Annotated in this window: 16 protein-coding genes and 3 pseudogenes; all 19 read right to left on the reverse strand. The window is 56.5% G+C overall.

Annotated features, from left to right (window positions below; genetic code table 11):
- Positions 1-435: 435 nt before the first annotated feature.
- Positions 436-1,527 (reverse strand): HigA family addiction module antitoxin, encoded by a 1,092-nt coding sequence (locus BMY52_RS14485; RefSeq protein ID WP_245740933.1) that lies wholly within the window; start codon positions 1,525-1,527, stop codon positions 436-438.
- Positions 1,520-1,864 carry a killer suppression protein gene (locus BMY52_RS14490; protein WP_090255650.1) on the reverse strand — a complete coding sequence of 115 codons (345 nt, stop codon included), beginning with the start codon at positions 1,862-1,864 and terminating at the stop codon, positions 1,520-1,522. Before BMY52_RS14490 ends, BMY52_RS14485 begins: the two co-directional genes overlap by 8 nt.
- Before the next feature lie 316 nt (positions 1,865-2,180).
- Positions 2,181-2,942, reverse strand: a complete 762-nt coding sequence (locus BMY52_RS14495) for an ElyC/SanA/YdcF family protein (protein WP_245740935.1) — start codon at positions 2,940-2,942, stop codon at positions 2,181-2,183.
- Positions 2,943-3,084: 142 nt separating this feature from the next.
- On the reverse strand, positions 3,085-4,080 hold the full coding sequence (locus tag BMY52_RS14500; RefSeq protein ID WP_090255652.1) for an MraY family glycosyltransferase: 996 nt from the start codon (positions 4,078-4,080) through the stop codon (positions 3,085-3,087).
- Positions 4,081-4,125: 45 nt separating this feature from the next.
- A complete protein-coding gene (locus tag BMY52_RS14505; RefSeq protein WP_090255654.1) occupies positions 4,126-5,067 on the reverse strand; it encodes a UDP-glucose 4-epimerase family protein in 942 nt (313 codons plus the stop codon).
- Positions 5,060-6,226, reverse strand: a complete 1,167-nt coding sequence (locus BMY52_RS14510; RefSeq protein WP_090255656.1) for a glycosyltransferase family 4 protein — start codon at positions 6,224-6,226, stop codon at positions 5,060-5,062. Before BMY52_RS14510 ends, BMY52_RS14505 begins: the two co-directional genes overlap by 8 nt.
- 80 nt (positions 6,227-6,306) lie before the next feature.
- Positions 6,307-7,500, reverse strand: a complete 1,194-nt coding sequence (locus BMY52_RS15260) for a hypothetical protein (protein WP_143050504.1) — start codon at positions 7,498-7,500, stop codon at positions 6,307-6,309.
- 254 nt (positions 7,501-7,754) lie between these two features.
- On the reverse strand, positions 7,755-8,711 hold the full coding sequence (locus tag BMY52_RS14515) for a glycosyltransferase family 2 protein (RefSeq protein ID WP_177169989.1): 957 nt from the start codon (positions 8,709-8,711) through the stop codon (positions 7,755-7,757).
- Positions 8,712-8,823: 112 nt separating this feature from the next.
- Positions 8,824-9,747, reverse strand: coding sequence for a glycosyltransferase family 2 protein (locus BMY52_RS14520; protein ID WP_218140451.1), 924 nt, complete (start codon positions 9,745-9,747; stop codon positions 8,824-8,826).
- Positions 9,707-9,889, reverse strand: a pseudogene (locus BMY52_RS15785) (GDP-L-fucose synthase); the annotation flags it as partial. The pseudogene BMY52_RS15785 and the gene BMY52_RS14520, both read right to left, overlap by 41 nt.
- Positions 9,890-10,417: 528 nt before the next feature.
- A complete protein-coding gene (locus tag BMY52_RS14525) occupies positions 10,418-11,212 on the reverse strand; it encodes a glycosyltransferase family 2 protein (RefSeq protein WP_218140452.1) in 795 nt (264 codons plus the stop codon).
- Between the two features lie 88 nt (positions 11,213-11,300).
- Positions 11,301-12,263 carry a GDP-L-fucose synthase gene (fcl, locus tag BMY52_RS14530; protein ID WP_090255663.1) on the reverse strand — a complete coding sequence of 321 codons (963 nt, stop codon included), beginning with the start codon at positions 12,261-12,263 and terminating at the stop codon, positions 11,301-11,303.
- A gap of 4 nt (positions 12,264-12,267) precedes the next feature.
- Positions 12,268-13,386: a GDP-mannose 4,6-dehydratase gene (gene gmd, locus BMY52_RS14535; protein ID WP_218140453.1), complete on the reverse strand. Its 1,119-nt coding sequence runs from the start codon at positions 13,384-13,386 to the stop codon at positions 12,268-12,270.
- A gap of 46 nt (positions 13,387-13,432) precedes the next feature.
- On the reverse strand, positions 13,433-14,704 hold the full coding sequence (locus BMY52_RS14540; RefSeq protein WP_090255667.1) for a glycosyltransferase family 4 protein: 1,272 nt from the start codon (positions 14,702-14,704) through the stop codon (positions 13,433-13,435).
- Between the two features lie 136 nt (positions 14,705-14,840).
- Positions 14,841-16,212 (reverse strand): annotated as a pseudogene (locus tag BMY52_RS14545) (MBL fold metallo-hydrolase RNA specificity domain-containing protein); the annotation flags it as partial.
- Between the two features lie 264 nt (positions 16,213-16,476).
- Positions 16,477-16,896 (reverse strand): protein-export chaperone SecB, encoded by a 420-nt coding sequence (locus BMY52_RS14550; protein WP_090255669.1) that lies wholly within the window; start codon positions 16,894-16,896, stop codon positions 16,477-16,479.
- Positions 16,877-17,302: a helix-turn-helix domain-containing protein gene (locus tag BMY52_RS14555; protein WP_090255671.1), complete on the reverse strand. Its 426-nt coding sequence runs from the start codon at positions 17,300-17,302 to the stop codon at positions 16,877-16,879. The genes BMY52_RS14550 and BMY52_RS14555 overlap by 20 nt, the downstream gene beginning before the upstream one ends.
- Positions 17,295-17,702 (reverse strand): type II toxin-antitoxin system RelE/ParE family toxin, encoded by a 408-nt coding sequence (locus tag BMY52_RS14560; RefSeq protein ID WP_090255674.1) that lies wholly within the window; start codon positions 17,700-17,702, stop codon positions 17,295-17,297. The genes BMY52_RS14555 and BMY52_RS14560 overlap by 8 nt, the downstream gene beginning before the upstream one ends.
- A gap of 357 nt (positions 17,703-18,059) precedes the next feature.
- Positions 18,060-18,242, reverse strand: a pseudogene (locus BMY52_RS16050) (MBL fold metallo-hydrolase RNA specificity domain-containing protein); the annotation flags it as partial.
- Positions 18,243-18,336: the final 94 nt, after the last annotated feature.

An 18,336-nucleotide genomic window follows, 5' to 3' on the forward strand; every position in this document is an offset into this window, starting at 1 on the left:
CCTGCCGGCGAAGCACTGCGACAGCAGTGCCCTGGCCATGCTGAGGTGCCCACCGCCTTCGCGGGCGAGGCCCGCTCCCACCAACGATGTGGAAACAACCTGAGCCCCCGTGGGAGCCGGCCTGCCGGCGAAGCACTGCGACAGCAGTGCCCTGGCCATGCTGAGGTGCCCACCGCCTTCGCGGGCGAGGCCCGCTCCCACAAACGATGTGGAAATAACCTGAGCCCCCGTGGGAGCCGGCCTGCCGGCGAAGCGCTGCGACAGCAGTGCCCTGGCCATGCCGAGGTGCCCACCGCCTTCGCGGGCGAGGCCCGCTCCCACAAACGATGTGGAAACAACCTGAGCCCCCGTGGGAGCCGGCCTGCCGGCGAAAAACGGCGGCCACAATCCACCCAGAAAAAGGGTGTCTGTCCCCTTTCCACGCTTTTCAGGGATTCATTCGTGGTCCCACTGGAAACGCTGTTTCAGACCATTCCCCCACTCCCAGCCTACGATGCTCTCGTGCTGTAAGCGACCTACGACAATCCCAGGGGCGACCCCCAGCTGCTCGGCAAAGTCACGGACTTGCGCCAAAGTAGGTTGCCCCGAAGCCACAAAACTCTGCCATTCACGAGGCGGAATGAGGATATCGGCTGCGAAGCGATTGGCCTCATCCTCCTTATGCTCATCAAGCCCGTTGCCGCCCTCGATGAAGACCGCACGCTTCCCATGCAAAAGGACGTGACCGGCCTCGTGGAAGAAGGAAAACCAGAGTTGATCGTCACTGCGATAACGCAATGAGAGCTGGATCAGGGCCTTGGTTGGGGTTAACCAGCGGGTCGCTCCGCTTACCCGCGTGCCGGGGAGCGACGGTACAAACTCCACGGCCACACCCGCCGAAGCGCAACGTTCCTGAATCTGTGCTTGGAAGACCTCGGGGGATTCTCGGGTAAGCCCGCGCAGATCCTTCAAAAGGTTACGAAATGCCGTCGCATCATAATCCGTGCAATCCCTGGCATGTCCCTGGAGTTCACCCCGCCTTAACCAGGCAGAAACCGCTTCGGCCTCCGCTTTGAATCGCTGCGATTGCCGATATGCCACCTGATGGTGCTCCCACACCTTGGCCCACTGGCAGGAAGAATGCACCCCAAAGAACTGCAGCAGCGCATGCAGTTGGGCCCGTCTGTCCTTTTGGGTAGATATCCAGCCAAGCTCCTGCATCTTATTAATAGGAAAGCGCTTTAGCCACTCCAGTTGCTCACGCTCCCTCTCAGTGGCGCGCGCCCTGGCCAGGTACTCCTGATGTTCAGCTTCCAGTTGATTCCAGAAATGGGCCGGGCGCCCCAGTACACTCTCCAGCCGCAGAGCAGTATCCTGAGTCAAAGAGGCCTTTCCCTGAATGATCTGGTTGACAGTTTTCGCAGCCAGCCCCGTCCGCTGAGCAAGTTCCGCCTGAGTCATGCTTGCGGATTCCAGGTACTCCTCCAGGATCTCGCCGGGGGGGACCGAGTAGTCGGGCGCGAAATTCACCTCTTGCATTTCAGCCATGGGTATCCTCCACCGCAAGCACAAGAATCGCAGTCACACCTGACCAGTCCAGCCCGCCGTCCTGCTTGCGAGGAGGCGGTTCGTGGTGAGGGCAGAAGATCAATCGATAGGGATGATCCAGGTCCATTGAAAGCTGCCCCTGCCGATTTCCGGTGAGTTCGTGACAACGCTCCGGGCCTGACAATGGCGGCAGGAAGTCTCCCAAGCTTCTTGCCGCCCGTAATACACTCAACCGACGTTGCAGCAGTCGGGCTCGGCGCTCGCCAAACACTTTTTGCAGTTGACGCGCTTCAGAGAGCTGCTTTCGCAAGCGTTTGTTCTTGAAATCCACTTCCATATGATAGTTTTCGTTACCTTATACGTAAAGGAAAATGGAGAGGCATGGTCTCATGCGTCTGCTGGGCGGTTGGCCATGCTCAAAAGCGCCGCCTTCAGTGCGGGGCGGTAGGGATTACAAGAGGGGCACGACAAGAGAGCCGAACGGCAGACTACCGCGCATGAATTCGGTCAAGAGATTGCGACTCATTCTCAAGTAGATCCACGAGGAAGCCCCCTTGCAACAAAACCCGATCCAACCCCCATCCCCCGTGGGAGCCGGCCTGCCGGCGAAAAACGGCGGGCACAATCCAACCGGGGAAAAGGTGTCCGTCCCCTTAATGGTCCAACTCCAAGGCCATCAGGCCCATGTATTCGTACAACGCACGCTCCGACTTGCGCAAATGCTGGGCGGAGGGGAGCCAGAAGTGCAGGATCGAGCCGGAACGGTCGCCGGTCTTGAAGCGGGTGGGTGCCGCAATCGGATCCAACCCCGCCCGTTGAAAATGCAGCACCGCCCGGGGCATGTGCGAAGCAGAAGTCACCAGTAGAAAACGCTCCCCCGGCGCCAGCACCTCACGCACCGCATAGGCCTCCTGCGCAGTATCCACTGGCGTGTCCAGGATCAAGATGCGCGCAGCATCCATCCCCAGTTCCCGGGCAGCCTGAGCATAGCCCCAAGCCACAGGGTCCCACGCAGGGTCACGGTCGGCGCCACTCACCAGCAACCGGGCATCCGGCAGGGCCTTGACCAGGCGCACCCCCTCCATCAGGCGCTGGGCCGAACTTTCACCCAGTCGCATGGATGCCGGACCCCGGCCCTCCGGATCCCAGCCGCCCCCCAGGACAACCACCGCCTTCACCCCCTCCAGAGTGGTTGGATCGGAGACCGGCGCATAGCGGGATTCCAGCGGTGCAAGCAGACCCTCGGCCACAGGCCCCCACGCGGCACCCAGAAGCCCCACCAAGGCAACGATCACAAGGATTCGGGCAGCCAGATGCCGGCCAAACGCCCATAACAATCCACCCAATACGGCCAGCAAGGCCGCCAGGGGAAAAGGCATGATGAGGGCGGCCACCAAAGGTTTAATGATATCCACAAGACACACTCAACGGATAAAAGATGTCTGTCTCCTTTACGCAGGAGGGCAGGCCCCCGTGGGAGCCGGCCTTGCCGGCGAAAAACGGCGGCCACAATCCCCGCAAAAGGGGAGAGATTGGGTAAAAGGGGTCTGTCCCCTTTTATTGATAACGAACCCAAACACCCACCAACGGCGCCCAAGCCACCCCCACCATCACCACCCCCCACTCAGGCCACACCACCGCAGCCCACGCCCAAGGCGCCAACCACACAAGATTGATCACCCCCACCGCCACCGTCACCGGCAAGTGACGCCCACACGCCCGTGCCGCCTGCTGATAGGCATGACTGCGATGGGCCTCGTACACCCGCTCACCCCGTAGCAAACGCCGAAACAGCGTCAGCGTGGCATCCACGATGAACACCCCCAGCAGGATCAACCACACCCAAATCGTCAGATCCGTGCCGGCCCAGGTGAGCACCGCCATGGCCGCCAGGGTGAAACCGATAAAACCGCTGCCCGCATCCCCCATGAAGATCTTCGCCGGCGGCCAGTTCCACACCAGAAAGCCCACACCCGCCACCGCCAGCAGCGCCGCCATCAAGGCCCAGCCCGGCGCGCCCACCCACCACAGCAAACCGGCCGCCACCCCCGCCACGGTGACCGTCTCCACCCCGGCGATGCCATCGATCCCATCCATGAAGTTGTAAAGGTTCAGCACCCAACCCACGAACAGCACCAGGATCGGCACACCCAGCCAGCCCCAGGCCCAATCCCCCCCCGGCAAGGGCAGGGCAGGGGCCCCGCCGGCCCAGAACACCACCCAGGCACCCGCCAGCAGATGCACCAGCAGACGCCACCGCGCCGCCACATCTATGTGATCATCCAGCCAGCCAATGGCCGCCACCAAGGCCCCACCCAGGCCCAGCGCCACCAGGGCCGACCCCTCAAGCCCGGCCCCCCAGAACAGCACCGGCAGGCCCAGCAGCACAACCACCACCACCGACAACCCACCGCCCCGGGGCGTGGGCGCCTCATGAGAACTGCGGGCATTGGGCACATCCAGCATGCCCGTCTTCAGGGCATAGCCCCGCAACACCCCCGTGAACAAAAAAGCGGCCACACAGGCCGCCCCCAAAAACACCATCCAACCCATCACGCAGTATCCTTTAACTTGCCCATTCCGGCACAGCCCGGCAGTTTACCCCAACCGCTTCAAACCCTCATGCAGCGATAGCGGCGGTGTCCACCCCAGCAGCTCCCGCGCCTTGCCACTATCCACCTGCAACGAACCCAGCAGACGCTGCGCCATGGCCTCCTTACCCAGCGCCCTGGCACCCGCCCGCAAGGCCCACACCGGCACCGGAATCAAACGCGAGGGCCGCCCCTGAGCCTCGGCCACCGCCCTGAGCAGACCGGCCGTGGAGACATCCTCCCCATCGGAGACCAGAAACGTCTCGTTGGCCGCGGCCGGATGGCGAATACAGGTGATGATGAAGTCCACCAGATTATCCAGTGCCACCAGGCTGCGACGATTGTCCGTGACGGCGCCCAGGGGCAGGGGCACCCCCTTGTTCACCCAACGCACCAGACTGGCGAAATTGGCGCCCACGCCGGGGCCGTAGACCAAGGGTGGACGGATGATCACCACCTCCAGCCCGGTCTCCCTGGCCAGCGCCTGCAACCCCTGCTCGGCCTCCCATTTGGACACCCCATAGGGGTCTTCCGGAGCAGGCCGATCATCCTCGGAAAAAGGAACACCCGGCGCGGTCGACTCACCATTCACCTTCACGGAGCTGACGAAGACAAACCGGCGCACACCGGCCTGCGCCGCCTGACGCGCCAGGTTCAAGGTGCCGTCCACGTTCACCTGCCGATAAGCCGCCAGCGGATCGTCCGCATCGTCTGCCAGCACATGCACCCGGGCGGCCAGATGGACCACGGTGTTTACATCTTCAAGGGCTGGCGACCATTGGGTGGTGCCGTCGATGTCGCCCACTGGCACGGTGTGGAACGAGGGCGCAGAGGGCAGGGGGCGGCGAATGGCGGCGGTGAGCGGCGCATCCATGTTCTGTAGGCGATTGATCAGGCTGAAGCCGACGAATCCGGTGGTGCCCGTGACCAGGATGGAACCGCTACTCATCACATACTCCAGATTCCCGGCGTTCAAGCGACCGATAGATAGCCAGGTGGGCCTCCACGACACGCTCCACACCGAACTCCCTCTCCGCCTTGAGGCGCCCATACCGCCCCATGGCCTCCAGGCGCGAACGATCCGACAGCAACTCCCCGATTGCCCTGGCAAGCGCGGCAGCATCGCGAACGGGGATCAACTCACCATTCTTTCCAGGCTCCACCACATCCCGGCACCCCGGCGCGTCGGTTGTCACAACCGGCCTGCCACACGCGAGGGCCTCAAGCAGCGCCTTGGGTACGCCTTCCCGATAATAGGAGGGCAGTACAACTAGCGAAGCCGCCGCCAGCACACGGGGCATGTCTTCTTGCTGTCCCCACCATTCCACCGGACCCTGTGCCTGCCAGGTTTGCAACTGACCCTCGGGTACCGCCGCCGGGTTATGTGGGTCGTAAGGCCCCGCCAGAACGAAACGCGCCTTCACGCCTTGTTCAAGCAACTGACGGGCGGCCTCAACAAACTCACCCACTCCCTTGTCCCACAGCATTCTCGCCGGCAGCAGCACGATGGGGCTATCGCCCGAAGGAATAGGGGAGGGCGAATACACGTCCAGATCCACTCCCGATCCCGGAATCAACACATCCGCCCCCTCACGCAATGCGCCCATGGCGCGAAGCGCATCCCGATCCGCTTCGTTCTGGACGATGACCCGCCCGTGGGGATGGCGCAAGGCCAGCCTGTACATCAGCCGTGAAAGCCTCTGAAGCAATCCAGAGCGACCTTCTGTAAAGAGATACCCCATGCCACTGATGGCGGAAACCACCCCCGGCACCCCAAGTAAGCGCGCCGCGATGCCGCCATAGAGTACTGGTTTGATGGTGACCAGATGGAGGATGTCGGGTTGCTCACGCCGAACCAGCCGAGCAATCGCTAACAAGGTTGCCAGTTCCTTGAAGGGGTTAGTGCCCCCTCTGGTGATGGGGATGATCCGGTGATCGATGCTAAGAGCACAAATGTCAGCAACGCGCGGACCATCACCGGTTGCTACTGTGACCCGATACCTTGCCTCTTGGGCGGCGATTACCAACGGTAGGCGGTGGGATAGGAAAAAGTGAGGGTCGTTGACTAAAAGAAGTAAGTGGGGCTGCTTTACAGTAAGATTTGTCAATCTAATTCATCCCGGTTGCTTTGCCGCGCCTGTAATATTGTGATTGTCGAGTGAGGGGTTATAATGCAGTGCAAATTGGGTTATGTCGTGTTGCTTTTCTTATGGTTCGGTCGATTAAAAAAGTGACATAATAATAGCCAAGCTATTATCAACCCAATCATTGAGATGCCAATTGTCATTAGTGAAGGTCTTTGAAGCATGAGCAGGCCAAACCCAAAGACAACAAAATACTTTTTTCCAAATGCTGGAGAAAAAAGGTATAAAAAAAGCAGTAAATAGTAAGGCCAAGAAATTAGTAGTCCTGATGATGCTAGTGGGAAAAGAGGGTTCTCTCCTATTGGTGGGAACTTCTGTTTGCAAGTGTCGTAGTCAAAAACACAGCTAGGGCTGGCGCCAAACCAAAACACGGAAGGGTCCGATTTGATCAGCTCATAAGCATTTACCATGCGGAAGGATCGATTGTCCCCGGCTAACTCCCCTTCAGTTAAGACTAGCCGACCTAAAAGTCTTTCTTCGAATACGGAATAGCTTCCAGTGGCCGTTAAAGTAATAAATAGGAAACTAAAAGTGATTATCAGGTAAGATAGGGTTTTGCGGTCCCATTTTTCGGCAATGAAATGAAATGTGACATAAATTAGATGTGCTAGACTTAAGGTGAAGAATCCAAGAATAAGAATTAGCCAAGTTGTTTTTTTGTCTCTATTCGTTAGATGTCTAATGGCTGCAATGCTGCATGCGTATAAGCTCAGTGTGCCCGGCTCATCGTATATTCCGGATGGTCTAATGACTCCGCCCCAAAAAGAGTTAGTGAGAGTCGTGTAGAAGTAATAGTTAGGCCTGCCGTCTGGGTTTGGGAAGCTTAGCGCTGGATCTAAGCCGGAAAGTGCTAGAACGAAGCCAATTGTAGATAAAATTAGGATTGCGAGGATAAAGAAAGATGCGATATCAATAAATTTTTCTAGAGTCTGTCTAGTAATGTACTGCAGGATGAATAGTGATGAGCATAGAAATGTTAATGCGATTACATATCGAAAATCACCCCAGTACATGGCCGCGCTAGAAGATGTTGTTAGTGTTATTGTTAATGTGGCGATAAACCAGAGCTTTATTTTTCCGTTCTTGTATAAAATGTAAATAATTAAGAGGCCGATGGTTAATGCTAGGCTATAAATGCCGCGCCATCCGAGATGGGCTAAAACCGGGCTGGTAGCTATAAACGAAAGAATAAAGATAAGCCATGGCAGAATCTGGGCCTTAAAAAGAACCTTGTCCATGTTAATTGATGCGCTGTTGGTGGCTGTTCATTGAAAAAACCGAAAATAGAAACTTGTTTATGGGGGGGTATTTTGGTGGGTTGTATATGGCCGGCGGCAGCTATGCATGTGCTGCTGGCCCCAGCGACTATTCGTCTCCGTCGCGGCTTCGAAAAGTTGCGGATTTTGAAGAAACGAAATGCTAAATAAAGTGATGTTTTTAGTTGCCACTTTAATAGCCGAAGCTCAATGCGTGCGACGTGACGGAATCCTTTTTAGCGAGCTTCTATTTTGGTTTTTCTCCGTTGCTTTATCCAGTATAAAAGCCGGAGAGTTATTCTGGGGGAGAATATGACAGCAGAGCTGAAAAGAAAAAAAGAAGGGTGAATTTCAGATATTAATTGTGCTTGTCGGTAAGCGTTTTTTCGTCGTCCCGCAAGAACTTCTCCAGCGCACATATTTAAACCACGATAAAAAATAAAGTGACGGACAGCTTGCCTTTGTCCATGACTTAATTTTGCCCTATTACTAGACGATGATAACCACTTTATGTGATAGGGGATATCATCACGCTTAGGAGCGTTGCCAGGATGGTCGCGTTCCACAACGGCATTTACGCGGTGACTGACGGCAACATTTCCGAGTAGCGCCATTCGTAGCCATATATAAATATCTTCTCCAGAGCGCGCTTGAACTGGGAAACACCCTATCTTGGCTAATGATGATTTCTTCACGCAACTTGTTGATGAATTAATTAGCTGCCGTCGAGCATAAGCCCGAATGAAGTCTGAGCCCTCAAGGATGCATCCATCTTCTGGTGGCTTTTCTTTAGGTATCGTGAATTTTTGGTCTGAGGTTTGTCTGGTGTGGCCTATGCAATACATTAAGCACTCGGGGTGTTTCCGGATCATTCGTTTGAATTGAGCTGCCGCCCCGGGAAGCCACCAATCGTCCGCGTCAAGGAAGGCGACGTGGTCTGTTTTTGCGATCTGTAATCCAAGATTACGCGCCGCCGAAACTCCCTGGTTTTCTTGTTGGACAAGATGTACTCTTGGGTCGGCGATTAAATTGACGATCTTCGCACTGTCATCAAGGCTTCCATCATCAACCACGATAATTGTATCGTCATTATCTAGCTGCCCGGAGACACTGAGGATAGCTCTGCGAATTGTTCTAGCTTTGTTGTAGAGAGGGATTACGACTGTAAGATTATCGGGACTTTGTGTGGTCATGACATAAGGCCAAAAGTATCTAATGCGGTTTTCTTTGAGGAAGCTATTGTCGGCGCGGTCGAGCTTTATTTTACAGTGGTGGAATGGATTATCGTTAAATGTTTCGAGTAATCTATTCCATAAAATAATTATTTTTTGAGATGGTGAAGCGTTTAATAATGCTGGTGATGGTTGGTGGCAGGGCTCCTGCCAACCAAGATCGGGTAACAGATCTGATGAAAATATAATTTGTGTAAAATGAGTTAATCCCTTTCGTTTGCAATACCCGCCTAGTTTCCAACCAAGTAGCCATGCCTCCACTGGACCCGCCAGACCGAAAAGCACCAACTGCGAAGTCCAAGTCGGTACACGGAGCATTGCTCTCAATGGCGCGCAAAAGGAAATCGTAGTCTGCGCGGAGGCGGAATTGCGTGTCGAAGGCACCAATTCGCTCATACACTTCTCGCCCCACAAAAACAGACAAGTGGGGGCATGGCATCTCTAAATATCGACGTCTTTCTCTGATGGTTTTTTCAAAAGGACGAGAATGGCCATACACGGCTCCTGTTTCATCTATCAAGTCGACCGCGCCACAGGTGTATTTCTCTTTTGCTTCACCACCCATCGCCTCGATAATCCTTGAAATGGCAGCGGGATATAATATGTCATCAGCATTTAATAGGCCGATAACATCTCCCCGCGCTAATTCAATTCCCTTGTTCATGGCATCGTAGATGCCTTCATCGGGTTCGCTACGCCAGTAGTCAATGCGTGCTTGATGTTCTCGTATCAGGTCCAGAGTGCCATCGCTTGAGCCTCCATCGATGATGATATACTCAACGTTGGTGTAATCCTGAGAAAAGACGCTATCCATTGCCCCCGCGAGGTGCCGGCTTCCATTAAAGACAACCGTAATAATTGTTACCAAGGGTTTTTCTTGGTGCGTGGTCTTGTATACTCCCTGGCAACGCAGCCCCCCCTCTATGCACGTTTGGGAGTTGGGTGGGTTTTGCATTTCAGGCACAGTTTGCATTGCTCTGATACCAGCGATACGCATCAAGCAAGCCATCCTCCAGGCCAATCAAGGCTCTCCAGCCTAGCGCCTCTAGCCGCCCCACACCCAACAACTTCCTAGGTGTACCATCTGGCCGGCTTGCGTCAAAGCGCAGCCGCCCCTTGAACCCAGTCACTCGCGCGAGGTTACCCTTGGGTCTATCTAGTGCTCTCATGCTAAGTCCGCGATTTAAACCATCATGGTAGACGTCAGAATTCTCACGGCAATATGTTATATCTACGCAGTCGGGCTCACTGTTGAGCGCTTGAGCAAGCTCAAAACCGCATAAACCGCCACCACCAACTTTTGTCTTTAAATTGAGTATCCAGATATTCACTTCGTGCCTTCCGCTTATTTGCTTCATGGCCCCTGGGGCTCATTTTTTGTTTTCTCATGACAATTACAATCCATACAACTGCATGCAATACTGTGCGAAACTAACCTCAGAAATAGCATATTAAACGTTTGCACTGTCGTTCTAGAGGCACTGACTGTACATAAGATTACTTGGCTTACCAAAAAGCTCTCAGCAACCTTTAGAGTTCGGACAATCATAAGACTGATACTGTCGAAAAACATCCATAATTTTAAGTTTCACGTGCAAAAGACCTTGAAGAAAGCAATCGGTCAACCTACATAATGCCCGCACCTGAGACACGCTGCTTTGCGTGATCTATTCCATAAAATAATTATTTTTTGAGATGGTGAAGCGTTTAATAATGCTGGTGATGGTTGGTGGCAGGGCGCCTGCCAACCAAGATCGGGTAACAGATCTGACGAAAATATAATTTGTGTAAAATGAGTTAATCCCTTTCGTTTGCAATACCCGCCTAGTTTCCAACCAAGTAGCCATGCCTCCACTGGACCCGCCAGACCGAAAAGCACCAACTGAGAAGTCCAAGTCGGTACACGGAGCATTGCTCTCAATGGCGCGCAAAAGGAAATCGTAGTCTGCACTGAGGCGGAATTGCGTGTCGAATGCACCAATTCGCTCATACACTTCTCGCCCCACAAAAACAGACAAGTGGGGGCATGGCATCTCTAAATATCGACGTCTTTCTCTGATGGTTTTTTCAAAAGGACGAGAATGGCCATACACGGCTCCTGTTTCATCTATCAAGTCGACCGCGCCACAGGTGTATTTCTCTTTTGCTTCACCACCCATCGCCTCGATAATCCTTGAAATGGCAGCGGGATATAATATGTCATCAGCATTTAATAGGCCGATAACATCTCCCCGCGCTAATTCAATTCCCTTGTTCATGGCATCGTAGATGCCTTCATCGGGTTCGCTACGCCAGTAGTCAATGCGTGCTTGATGTTCTCGTATCAGGTCCAGAGTGCCATCGCTTGAGCCTCCATCGATGATGATATACTCAACGTTGGTGTAATCCTGAGAAAAGACGCTATCCATTGCCTTCGCGAGGTGCCGGCTTCCATTAAAGACAACCGTAATAATTGTTACCAAGGGTGTTTCTTGGTGCGTGGTCTTGTATACCCCCTGGCAACGCAGCCCCCCCTCTATGCACGTTTGGGAGTTGGGTGGGTTTTGCATTTCAGGCGCAGTTTGCTTTGCTCTGATACCAGCGATACACATCAAGCAAGCCATCCTCCAGGTCAATCAAAGCTTTCCAGCCTAGCGCCTCTAGCCGCCCCACACCCAACAACTTCCTAGGTGTACCATCTGGCCGGCTTGCGTCAAAGCGCAGCCGCCCCTTGAACCCAGTCACTCGTGCGATGGTCTCGGCCAACTCCCGAATGGTGCAGTCTTCCCCCATCCCCACGTTGATGTGCGAGCTCATCGGCGTGGTGTGGGCCTGGTAGGTCTCCACCGACAGTTCCATCACATGCACACACGCAGCCGCCATATCGTCCACATGTAAGAACTCCCGCTTGGGAGTGCCACTACCCCAAATCACCACCTCCTCATCCCCCCGCTGCACTGCCTCATGAAAACGCCGCAACAGCGCCGGAATCACATGACTGTTATCCGGATGAAAATTGTCACCAGGGCCATACAGATTGGTCGGCATCACGCTACGATAATCCCGCCCATACTGGCGGTTATAACTCTCGCACAGCTTGATCCCGGCAATCTTGGCCACAGCGTAGGGCTCGTTGGTGGGCTCCAGCGCCCCCGTCAGCAACGCTTCTTCCCGCATGGGTTGCTCCGCCAGGCGGGGATAAATGCATGAAGACCCCAGAAACAGCAGCTTCTGTACCCCATGCAGGTGCGCTGTGTGGATCAGGTTGGCCTGGATCATCAAGTTCTGATAGATGAACTCCGCCGGATAGGTGTTGTTGGCATGAATGCCGCCCACCTTGGCCGCTGCCACATACACCTGATCGATGGCATGCCGTGCAAAGAACGCCTGCACCGCCTTCTGATCCAGCAGGTCCAGCTCGTCACGGGAAGCGGTGAGGATGTTGGTATACCCCAGGGCTTTGAGTCGGCGTACGATGGCCGACCCCACCATGCCCCGGTGACCGGCCACAAAAATGGTTGCGTCACGTTCCACTATCTCAGTTCTCCACCGCTACCGGCACATCGTGCCCATTGGCTTTCAGGAAGGCATGGCGCTGGGCCACCTTCAGGTCCTGGGCCACCATCTCGGTGCACATCTCTTGCACGGTGATCTCCGGCACCCAACCCAGCTTCTCCCTCGCCCGGGAAGGATCCCCAAGCAGCGTTTCCACCTCGGCTGGACGGAAATATCGTGGATCCACGCGCACCACCACATCCCCCGCCTTCAGCGCTGGGGTATGCGGCCCTTGCAGTGATTCCACCACTGCACGCTCATCCACTCCGCTGCCCTCAAAGCGCAACTCAATGCCCAATTCCTGCGCGGACCACCGGATGAAATCCCGCACCGAATACTGCACTCCGGTGGCAATCACAAAGTCTTCCGGCTGCTCCTGCTGCAACATCATCCACTGCATTCGCACGTAGTCCTTGGCGTGGCCCCAGTCCCGCAGGGCATCCAGGTTGCCCATGTAGAGGCACTGCTCGAGTCCCTGAGCGATGTTTGCCAGCCCCCGGGTAATCTTGCGGGTAACAAAGGTCTCACCACGCCGAGGCGATTCATGATTGAACAGGATGCCGTTACAGGCATACAGGCCATAGGCCTCGCGGTAGTTGACCGTGATCCAGTAGGAATAGAGTTTGGCCACCGCGTAGGGGCTGCGCGGGTAGAAGGGCGTGGTCTCGCGTTGTGGTGTTTCTTGTACGAGCCCGTAAAGCTCTGATGTGCTGGCTTGGTAGAAGCGTACCTTCTTCTCCATGCCGAGCAGGCGGATGGCTTCCAGCAGGCGCAGGGTACCAAGGGCATCCACGTCGGCGGTGTATTCCGGGGACTCGAAACTCACCGCCACATGGCTCTGGGCCGCCAGGTTGTACACCTCGTCGGGCTGAACCTCCTGGAGGATCCGGGTGAGATTCGAGCTGTCTGAGAGGTCGCCATAATGGAGCACGAATCGTTGGTGCTCTACATGGGGGTCCTGGTAGATGTGGTCGATACGTTGGGTATTGAAGGATGAGGCGCGGCGTTTGATGCCGTGGACTTCGTAGCCTTTTTCTAGAAGGAATTCGGCGAGGTAGGAGCCGTCTTGGCCGGTGATGCCGGTGATGAGTGCTTTTTTCAAAACCAATCCTCTTCTATGAAGCTAAGCCTAAATGTCTCTTGGCCGTTCATGCTTGAGCCGTAGCCCGTTTGGCAGTGATCTCCTCGTAAAGTGATTTATACTGGTGTGCAATCACTCGTGAGTCGAATTGTTTAACCGCTCGTTTGCGGGCATTAGTTCTCATCATCTCATGTTGTTCTGCAGACTGTTGCAAAACCCAATGGATGCCCTTGGCTAGATCCTCTGGTTCGAAAGGCTCGGCTCTGTAACCTGTGATTTTATGCTCAATAATATCCCTTGGTCCGGTTGCATCAAAGCAGACGACGGGTGTGCCACATGCCTGAGCTTCCGCCAAGGTTTTACCAAATGCGTCCATCAAGGAGGGCGCGACAAAAACATTCGCTGCCGAATAGGCAAGGCGAAGTGATACTGTGTCACTTAGAAAGCCTAGGTTTGTATGCTGGACAGCTAATGAGCTCCAATCCTGGCTTGGTCCCCTGCCGAAAGAGACCACATGAAAATCCTCGCCTGAGAAGTCTTTCATGGCTTGCAGGAAATGATCAAACCCCTTGTAGAAATCGGTTACTCGCTGAGCGCCAACCAAGAGAATGCGACCGCTAGTCGGAAGCCCAAGCGCCTCACGTGCCACGGTTACTGGGACAGGAAAGAAGTCTTGTGTGTTTATATTATTACTGATCGTCTGTACTGGAAGATTCGCGAAGACCCTCGAGCTTTTTGCACAACTGCTTAACCATTCACTAATGCCGATGATCCGCATCTTTCTTGGTAGGAAATTGCGCTTGTGTGCAACAATGAAACGTGAAAGATCCAGCTTACTGTTACTACGGAGTTGCGGACACTTTCCGCAACCCTCAATATAGTTATTACAATCAATTGCATAATGACATCCACCTGTCAATGGCCACATGTCACGCATGGTCCAAACGATTGGTTTTTTTATCCTACGCAGGGTTCGCATAGCGACGAGACCATTGATCCAGTGTAGATGAATCACGTCCGCGCGGTGGTATTCGGGTAGTTTTGTGAAATCGATTCCGGCGAAACCAGTATTAAAGATCCAAGGCTTGCGCTTAGCATAAAAGCGTACGGGAATATTGCCCAGCCGATTCAAAGCGGCATGTTTCATCCACTGAATAGGCGATTTCCCAAGAGCGATTACAGAAGGGTCATCGCCCGTCTCACGACCACTGGTGACAAGTGTAGAATCAATCCCAATTTCGCGTTGTGCCTGGTGAAGCCAGTAAGCACCACGTGCCGCGCCACCGCTGAGGTTGCCGGCAACCAGGTGTAGGACTCGAAGGGGTTCCGTTTTATTCATCAAAATCTCTGCGGCGAGCTATGGAGTTATCAGTAAGCTGAAATCGCGTTTGGCCGGGTGCCATCTGCTCGGATGGGCTTTGGATGACCTGAACCTCCCACCCCTGTTCTTCCGCCCAGCCCTCAATCCGCGCTTTGAGCGAGGCCCGGGCATCCGCTTCGCCATGGACCAGGCGGATTTCCTGGGGCGGGGTAGGGATGCCCTGGATGAAGTCGAGCAGGTCGTCCTGATCCGCATGCGCCGAGTACCCTCCAATGGTATGCACCCCGGCACGAATGGTCACACGCTCCCCGTCCAACTCCACCCATCCTCCGCGTGGCCCATATTTCTGGATGGCGCGACCGGGTGTGCCGGCGGCCTGGTAGCCGACGAACAGCACGTCGTGGCGTTCGTCGCCGAGCATGCGTTTGAGGTAGTTGACCACGCGGCCCCCGGCGGCCATGCCGCTGGCGGCGATCACCACCGCAGGGTGGCCGCTTTGGGCCAGGTAGTCCACGGTTTGCAGGTGGGCTTCGTGGCTGTCGACCGTGTGGAGGTTGTCGAAGGCCAGGGGGTGGCGGCCGGCGTTGAGGCGTTGGTGGGCTTCGGCGTCCCAGTAGGGTTTGAGGTCGCGGTAGGCCTCGGTGAAGCGGGCGGCGAGGGGGGAGTCGATGATGACGGGGAAGGGGTCGCCACTTTCGCGGGCAGGCCCGCTCCCACAGGGGGCGTGATCCGGGCGCGGGGGCTGCGTTGGGTGATGGAGGATGTCTTCCAGTTCGTAGAGCAGTTCCTGGGTGCGGCCGATGCTGAAGGCGGGGATGATCACGGTGCCGCCGTTTTGCAGGGCGTGGTCGATGGCGTTGCGCAGGCGCTGCTGGCGGGTGGTGCGGTCTTCGTGTTGGCGGTCGCCGTAGGTGCTTTCCAGCACGAGGATGTCGGCGCGCTCGGGGGGCTGCGGGGCCGGGAGTAGGGGGGCTGTTGGGGGCGCCCAGGTCGCCGGACAAGACAACGCGGGTGTTGTTGTCGGGGGTCTGGATGTCGACTTCCACGTAGGCGGAGCCGAGGATGTGGCCGGCGCGCTGCAGGCGCACGCGCAGGTGGTGGCGCTCGTCCTGGATGAGGGTGTGCCAGGTGCGGTATTCCAGGGGCACGAGGCGGTTGTCGACTTCGGCGAGGAAGCGTTCGATGAGTTGTTGATCGCGGGTGAAGCCGACCTTGAGGGCATCTTCGATCACCAGGGGCAGCAGCCGGGCCGAGGGGATGGAGCAGAGGATGGGGCCGGTGTAGCCGGCGGCCAGCAGGTGGGGCAGTCGGCCGATGTGGTCGATGTGCACGTGGGTGACCACAAGCGCCAGGATGTCGTCCACGGGGAAGGTCACGCGGTGTTGTTCGAGGCTGTTCTCGCCCTGGGCATCCTGGCCCTGGAAGAGGCCACAGTCGACCAGCAGGGCCCGGTCGGGGTCCAGTTGCAGGCGGTGGCAGCTGCCAGTGACGCCGGTGGCGCCGCCGTGGTGGGTGAGTTGGGGCATGGGGGGAGTTGGGCTGAGCATCGCTATATCCATTCCCGCAGGTGCGGTAGCTCACGCATTCGGTCGTAGCAAGGAAATGCGCTGCGACAGCGGCGCCCTGCATTGGCTCGGTGCCCGCCGCCTTCGCGGGCGAGGCCCGCTCCCACAGGGGCCAGGGTGGATTCTGGTGGGGCCTTCCCCGTGGGAGCCGGACATGCCTGGCTCAGCGGGGGAACATGCGGGAAGGGGGGCAGGCAGGCATTCTTGCCCTTTTTGCTCAGGTATTCATCCCCCGCGCTCCAGATCCAGTCGGTTAAAGTTGACCGTCGGCAGTTGCATGGCGCCCCATGCGCTGCGCCCTGTCACGATCAAGAGCATTTCCCGAAGAGACGAATAGAGGATGGAGGCACCGTTTACGGCCACCAGTCGATCCAGGTCTTCACGGTCCAGGGCCTGGTCTACCAGGAACTGGCCCACTATCTGGCAGTGGATGTGGTACGGATCTTCCGTTCCGGAGTCCGGAGCGGACTCCACCGTCAGGGTGAGTTGGTAGCGCTTCTGGTCGCCCTTGAGACGGGCCATTTGAAGCCGTGGCTCGACGGCAGGCGCCTGAGCCAGGGCACCTTGCTCCGGCGACCGAAAATCAGGGTTTGCCCGGGCCTCCAGCGCGGTGAAGAAGGAGTCCTCAAGCTGCAACGGTGTCATGGTTCTTCCCGGTATCCGGAATGCCTGACTCCTGCTCGGGAGTCAGTGCGAGGTGGCGCTGAGCCTCAATTCTGTTCGCCGCCCGATGAGGTGCCCAGCGACGCGCGTTGGCGGCGAGATCCACCCACCGGATTGGCTGCGTCTCATGCTCCAGCCGGGGCACGAAACGACCATCCAGCGCTCGCGCCAGTCGAACCATGGAACGCACGGTGAAGTTGACATCACCCCGGAGCAACTTGGTGATGTAGGCAGGGCTGGTCTCGAGACGACGAGCCAGTTCGGCCTTGGATACACCACGGCGCTCCATCAGGTTGTAGAGATCCTCCGTGAACTGTTGGGTGGCTCGTGCCACCCAGTGCTCTTCGCTATTGCGAGAGTCTTTGAACAAGGACTTGAAATCATTCATCGGCTTCAACCTCGATGGTGAGGGTGCTGTTTGCGCAAGCCTGCGTGTAGGCTTTGTGCCGCTGCTTCGCCTTGCGAATCTCTGCTGAGGGCGTCTTCTGGCTCTTCTTCACAAACCCGTGGGTGCAGATCACGACCCTCCCCTCGTCAAAGAACCAGCAGACCCGCAGACGTCCCCGTATGAATTCCCAGATTTCGCCATCAAGTTTGTGGGAAATATCGGTATTGCGCGGTGGGCCTGCTTCAGCCACCTGTTCCAGAAGTGCCAGCATGCGTGTGCGATCCTTGTACATATTGGCATCCAGCCCCTCCAGGAACTCCAGCAACTCTGGAACACCCCGAGAATCGCACGTGGCGTACACGCGATACAGTCCTTGTACTGGCAGTTGGCGGATGCGCATTATTAACCTTTAGGTTAACCCAACTCAAGACTTTGTGATACCAAGGCGTGGTGGCTCTTTAGATGCGGGCTTGAAACCTTCGCCTGTGGCGGAAGGATTGCCCGGCGTTAGAGTTGGCCTGTGCTGGCTAGAGGGCTTGTGCCCGCCACCTTCGCGGGCGAGGCCGGCTCCCACAGGGGCCAGGGTGGATTCTGGTGATCCGGGGTGAATCCCAGTCGCTGCAGGATGGGGGGCTGGGCAGGCTACCGCAGGGGCGGTGTGCCTGGTGAGGCCCGTCCTTTGGGGGTGGTTTTTTTGTTCAGGGCGTGAACAATTTCTGGTGAGAATAATGGTTGCGGGTGGATGGGGCAAGACCTTGAGCGAGGCCCGGGCATCCCCTTCGCCGTGGACCAGACGGATTTCCTGTGGCGGGGTAGGGATGCCCTGGATGAAGTCGAGCAGATCGTCCTGATCCGCATGCGCCGAGTATCCCCCAATGGTATGCACCCCAGCCCGAATGGTCACACGCTCCCCGTCCAATTCCACCCATCCCCCGCGTGGTGTTCTGGTCAAGTCGCAGCGGACACGGATTAAGCAGCAACCGCTAAAAAATGTTGCTGTGGGGTGAGGTACCCCAGGGACGAGTGGAGCCGGT

It is taken from the genome of Ectothiorhodospira marina, assembly GCF_900109495.1.
Lineage (GTDB): Bacteria > Pseudomonadota > Gammaproteobacteria > Ectothiorhodospirales > Ectothiorhodospiraceae > Ectothiorhodospira > Ectothiorhodospira marina.

Bases quoted from the DNA above. Each gene is read 5' to 3' on its own strand.
- BMY52_RS14555 (WP_090255671.1), bottom strand. From the start codon at position 17,302: ATGAATGATTTCAAGTCCTTGTTCAAAGACTCTCGCAATAGCGAAGAG.
- BMY52_RS14550 (WP_090255669.1), bottom strand. From the start codon at position 16,896: ATGACACCGTTGCAGCTTGAGGACTCCTTCTTCACCGCGCTGGAGGCC.
- BMY52_RS14485 (WP_245740933.1), bottom strand. From the start codon at position 1,527: ATGGCTGAAATGCAAGAGGTGAATTTCGCGCCCGACTACTCGGTCCCC.
- BMY52_RS14540 (WP_090255667.1), bottom strand. From the start codon at position 14,704: ATGAATAAAACGGAACCCCTTCGAGTCCTACACCTGGTTGCCGGCAAC.
- BMY52_RS14520 (WP_218140451.1), bottom strand. From the start codon at position 9,747: ATGCGTATCGCTGGTATCAGAGCAATGCAAACTGTGCCTGAAATGCAA.
- BMY52_RS14505 (WP_090255654.1), bottom strand. From the start codon at position 5,067: ATGAGTAGCGGTTCCATCCTGGTCACGGGCACCACCGGATTCGTCGGC.
- BMY52_RS14500 (WP_090255652.1), bottom strand. From the start codon at position 4,080: ATGGGTTGGATGGTGTTTTTGGGGGCGGCCTGTGTGGCCGCTTTTTTG.
- BMY52_RS14515 (WP_177169989.1), bottom strand. From the start codon at position 8,711: ATGACCACACAAAGTCCCGATAATCTTACAGTCGTAATCCCTCTCTAC.
- BMY52_RS14490 (WP_090255650.1), bottom strand. From the start codon at position 1,864: ATGGAAGTGGATTTCAAGAACAAACGCTTGCGAAAGCAGCTCTCTGAA.
- BMY52_RS14560 (WP_090255674.1), bottom strand. From the start codon at position 17,702: ATGCGCATCCGCCAACTGCCAGTACAAGGACTGTATCGCGTGTACGCC.
- BMY52_RS15260 (WP_143050504.1), bottom strand. From the start codon at position 7,500: ATGGACAAGGTTCTTTTTAAGGCCCAGATTCTGCCATGGCTTATCTTT.